The organism is Rhizobacter sp., from assembly GCF_031412495.1.
GTDB lineage: Bacteria > Pseudomonadota > Gammaproteobacteria > Burkholderiales > Burkholderiaceae_C > Schlegelella_A.
On record NZ_JANODC010000464.1, the window covers coordinates 1 to 4,363 of the forward strand.

A 4,363-nucleotide genomic window follows, 5' to 3' on the forward strand; every position below is an offset into this window, starting at 1 on the left:
GAGGAATGGGAGTGGGCGGCCTCGGCGATGAACCGCGTCCTCGACGCGGTGCCCAGCACCCCGGCCGTGCACCTGTGTTTCGGCAACTACGGCGGCCAGAGCGTGCAGAGCGGCACCTGGAAGCAGCTCATGAGCTACCTCAATGCGCTGCACGCCGATCACGTCGTCCTCGAGTGCGCGCACCGGCCGCCGGAGGAGCTCGCGGTCTTCCGGGACCTGAAGCCGGAGATCGGCTTCGGCCTCGGCGTCGTCGACATCAAGGCCACCGAGATCGAGTCGGCCGACGCCGTGGCCCGCGCCATCGAGCACGCCGAGAAGACACTGGGCGCCGGCCGCGTCAGGTACATCCACCCGGACTGCGGCTTCTGGATGCTGAAGCGGCCGATCGCCGACGCCAAGATCCGCGCCCTGGCCAAGGGCCGGGATCTGTACGAGGGGCGCGCCTGAGCGGCCGCGCGCGTCTTCAGGCCGCCGGCATCGCTGCCTTCTCCTTGCGCCGCCGCGCGGCATAGCCGACGCCGGCCAGCCCGGCCAGCATCAGGGCGTAGGTCTCCGGCTCCGGAATGGCTGCCACCGCGTTGTTGAACGTGATGTTGCCGGCATAGCTCGTCGTCAGCGGCACCGGATCGTCGAAGGGATCGATGGCGCCACCGCCGGCGAACCCCTGCACCAAAAGGGTGAGGGGTGCCGTCGCGTTCATGAAGGAGAACGAGCTCGGGATGGCCAGGCTGGCGAAGGTGTCCGTTTGACCGACGAACCCTCCGTCCGCTGATGCGACCACCGCCTGCACGAGGGAGATCGGTCCGCTCAGCGAGGTGAAGGTGACGGTGCCGCTGCCCAGGGCGCTCGCCAGCGGCGGCAGGTTGAAGACGAAGCTGTCGAGGAAGGCGCCGCTTTCGCGATGGATCGCGCTGAACGCACCGGTGAACATGTTGGCGCCCGACGGAACCAAGTCGACGGTCATGTTCAGGTCTTCGGCGAGGGCGCCGCCGGCCGCGACGGCAAGCGCTGCAACAGTGGCAATAGACTTGAGTTTCATGGGTCACTCCAAAAGAGGTTGATTCGGAGACGAGGACTCGCGTGCATTGCGACGCCTCGGCGGCCAACACGCATCCGCCGAAACGTCGCAGGCCGGCACTAGCCGATCGGGACCGGCTCGGCCCGGTCGTCGACCGGCGGTGTCAGGTCGCCGAGCTCCAGCGGCTCCGATCGATCGCTGAGGGTCAGCGAGCGCTGGTAGGTCTCCATTGCCTCGGTCGAGGCAAACGCGCTCTCCGGCACCGATTCCACTTCCTGCGGTGCGGCAACGGACGGCGAATCGGCATCGCCGCCTCCGCCGCCGCAACCTGCGAGCGAAAGGGTCAGGAGGAGCGTCGATCCGAGGAGCGGCCGAGCTCCGAGTTTCAGGGTCCGGGTCATGACGATCCCTTTCAGTTGTTGAAGTTGCCAGGAATCGGCGTGTTGAAGTACGGGAAGACCGACTTGAACGTGGTTGCGTCGCGCCGGACGCCGTCCGTCAGGGCGAGGCCGCCTGCGGGCGCGTCCTCGGGCTTGCAGCCCACCTTCAGGGTGTCGGTCGGGCCGGTCAGCACGCACAGCGCGCCCATCGCGACCCGCAGCGAGAGGTCGACCACGTCGTCGCCCGGGCGCCTGCCATTCGGGAAGCCGGCGTTGTCCATGCCGGCCACGCCGAGCGGGCTTTGGGCCGCCGGCAACTTAGGCTCGATCGTCGTGTTGAGGCGCATCATCTCGGCGAGCACGACGTTCTTCGGCTGGTTCAACCCCTCGATCCCCTTCAGGAACACGGTCAGCAGATCGGTGCGCGGAAAGTTGGTGGGTGCCTTTGCCGAAGGGAAGAGCTTCTCGATGATGGCCGGCAAGGTCGGGTTGGTCACATAGTCGGCGAAGTTGGTCGGATCGTTCATCGGCTTGGAGGCGTTGAAGCGGTCCTTGTCATCGAGGCCGATGACCACCTCGTTGACAAGCGGCATGCCGAGCCGGGACACCTGCGCGAAGGCACCGCTGTTCGCCGACGCCCGGTCGATGCCGCGCGGCGACGGGTTGAGCAGGCGACCCTGGCGCAGGCTCGACGTCGTGTAGCCGCCGACGACCGGCTCGCCCGGCGCGGCGATGCAATTGATCGGCAGCTCCATCGCGATCGTGCTGATGTTCTTGAACTCCAGATCGTTCTTGTTGCCGTCGACCTGGTTCGTGCCGAGCGGGTTCAGATTGATCAGGTCGAAGATCTTGCCGACCGGGATGTAGAAAGGCTCCTTGCGCTGCCCGACGAAGACTTTCCCCGGCGTGGCGCAGCCCGGGATCGCCACGTTGTAGATGTGCAGGTTGGCGTATGCCTCGTAGTTGGCCGGACCGCCGAAGGTCTTGTCGCCGATGTTGTCGACCGGCTTGTCGAAGTCGAAACCACCGCCGTTGGCGTTGGTGACCCGGCTGTTCGTGCCGGTCCGCCGGTCGCCGCGAACGATGTCGACGGTGAAGGTTTCACGGACATTCAGTGACGGCGGATTGATCGCGACGGGAATCACGTCCGAGTTGATCAGCGGAATCCGGACCTGCTTGCCGCCGACGGCCAGCGCGGTCATCTTCGACGTGCTCTTGAAGCGGAACTGGAAGGTGATGTCTTCCTTGCCGTCGCCGTTGGTGTCGAAGTGGATCTCGTAGAGGCCCGTGGGGTCAAACTGGTAGAAGTTGGGGCCCCCCTGCGGGTCCTGGAACGGGATGTAGTTGGCCATCACCGTCATGAAGTCCTGCCGGCCCGGCTCGTAGCTGCGGAACATGTAGAAGTCGGTGCCGTCTACTGACGGCATGCGAGCGATGAACGGCGCCTCCCGGTGGCTGGAGGCGAGGGCGCCGTTCGAGATGGCGAGGCAGATGGCGCTGAGGCCGAGAGCCGCGCAGCGGCGAGGGGTGAGGTGGAACGACGGCATGAGGGTCTCCAGAGGGGCGTGAAAAGCGGGCATGCAGGTCGATCGATCGAGTGTGTCGACCCGGCCGCAAGCCGATCTGCGTTCGGCAAGGCGAGCACCCGCGCCAGGGGGAGTCCCGTGTTTGAGGGGGATCCTCCTGGATCCAGGGGTATACCCGTGGTGGGGACAAGCGCGGTTTACCGACCCGTCAAGTGCGCCGAGGGCCTGACCGATGGCCTGTAGTTCGGGATGGCCAGGGGTGCACGACCGCGGGATGTAACCTGCGGGCTCGACGCAACGAAGTAGCAGCAGCGGATCCGTTTTCCTCGACGAAGCGAGAGCTCATGCATCAGACCCTTCACCTGCTGGCCAAGACCGATTTCCCCCGGCTGTCGCGCTCGTCGCTCGATACCCTGCAGGTCAACCTCGGCTACCGCTGCAACCAGAGCTGCCTGCATTGCCACGTCAATGCCGGGCCGAACCGCACGGAGACGATGGACGGCGAGTCGGTGGATCTCGTTCTCGCGGTGCTGCGGGCCCGGCGCATCGGCGCGCTCGACCTCACCGGCGGCGCGCCCGAGCTCAACGCGCACTTTCGCCGTCTCGTCGTCGCGGCCCGGGCCCAGGGCGTGAAGGTGATCGACCGCTGCAACCTGACCATCCTGTCCGAACCCGGCCAGGACGACCTCGCCGTCTTTCTGGCCGGGCAGCGGGTCGAGGTCGTCGCCTCGCTGCCTTGCTACTCGGTGGCCAACGTCGACCGCCAGCGCGGCGACGGCGCGTTCGAGCGGAGCATCGCCGGCCTGCAGGCGCTCAACGCGCTCGGCTATGGCGCCGACGGCTCCGGCCTGGTCCTCAACCTCGTCTACAACCCGCAGGGCGCGTCGCTGCCGCCGCCGCAGGCTGCCCTCGAGGCCGACTACAAGCGCGAGCTCGGCGCGCACTTCGGCATCCGCTTCAACCACCTGTTCGCGCTCACCAACATGCCGATCCAGCGCTTCGGCAGCACGCTCGTCTCCAAGGGCACCTTTCCGGCCTACATGGCCCTGCTCAAGGGCGCGTACCGCGCCGAGAACCTGGAGACCGTGATGTGCCGCTCGATGCTCAGCGTCGACTGGCAGGGCGAGCTCTACGACTGCGACTTCAACCAGATGCTGGGCCTGCCCACCCGCCTCGGCGGCGCCGCCCGGCCGCACCTCCGCGACCTCCTCGCGAACGACGCAGTGCCGGGGCCGATCCGGGTGGCCGACCACTGCTACGGCTGCACGGCCGGGCAGGGCAGCAGCTGCGGCGGCGCCCTGGAGGCCGACCCCGTGCCCGGGGTCGCGGCGCGCGCGGCGTGACCACTGGCGTGGGTCGCCGCGGCCTGTGGATCGGGGCGCTGCTGCTCGCGCTGCTGGCGGTCGGGTTCTACCTCCACTTCGACCTCGGCAGCCTGC

General features: G+C 67.5%; 5 protein-coding genes. 2 read left to right on the forward strand and 3 right to left on the reverse strand.

All coding sequences use genetic code 11. The annotated features are described in order from the left end of the window. On the forward strand, positions 1-447 hold a 447-nt coding region (locus AC30N0_RS17310), incomplete at its 5' end, for a uroporphyrinogen decarboxylase/cobalamine-independent methonine synthase family protein (RefSeq protein ID WP_489519138.1). Positions 448-463: 16 nt separating this feature from the next. Here the strand turns inward: AC30N0_RS17310 and AC30N0_RS17315 are convergent. The 3 genes from AC30N0_RS17315 to AC30N0_RS17325 all read right to left on the reverse strand — a co-directional run bounded on the left by AC30N0_RS17315 (position 464) and on the right by AC30N0_RS17325 (position 2,945). Beyond that, on the reverse strand, positions 464-1,039 hold the full coding sequence (locus AC30N0_RS17315) for an FxDxF family PEP-CTERM protein (RefSeq protein WP_489519139.1): 576 nt from the start codon (positions 1,037-1,039) through the stop codon (positions 464-466). Positions 1,040-1,137: 98 nt separating this feature from the next. Further along, entirely contained in the window at positions 1,138-1,419 is a 282-nt protein-coding gene (locus AC30N0_RS17320; RefSeq protein ID WP_489519140.1) for a hypothetical protein, read from the reverse strand. 11 nt (positions 1,420-1,430) lie between these two features. Next, a complete protein-coding gene (locus AC30N0_RS17325) occupies positions 1,431-2,945 on the reverse strand; it encodes a DUF4331 domain-containing protein (RefSeq protein WP_489519141.1) in 1,515 nt (504 codons plus the stop codon). Between the two features lie 323 nt (positions 2,946-3,268). On the opposite strand from AC30N0_RS17325, the gene arsS reads away from it, so the two are divergent. Beyond that, complete coding sequence (gene arsS / locus AC30N0_RS17330; protein WP_489519142.1) at positions 3,269-4,267, forward strand: arsenosugar biosynthesis radical SAM (seleno)protein ArsS; 999 nt, start codon at positions 3,269-3,271, stop codon at positions 4,265-4,267. Positions 4,268-4,363: the final 96 nt, after the last annotated feature.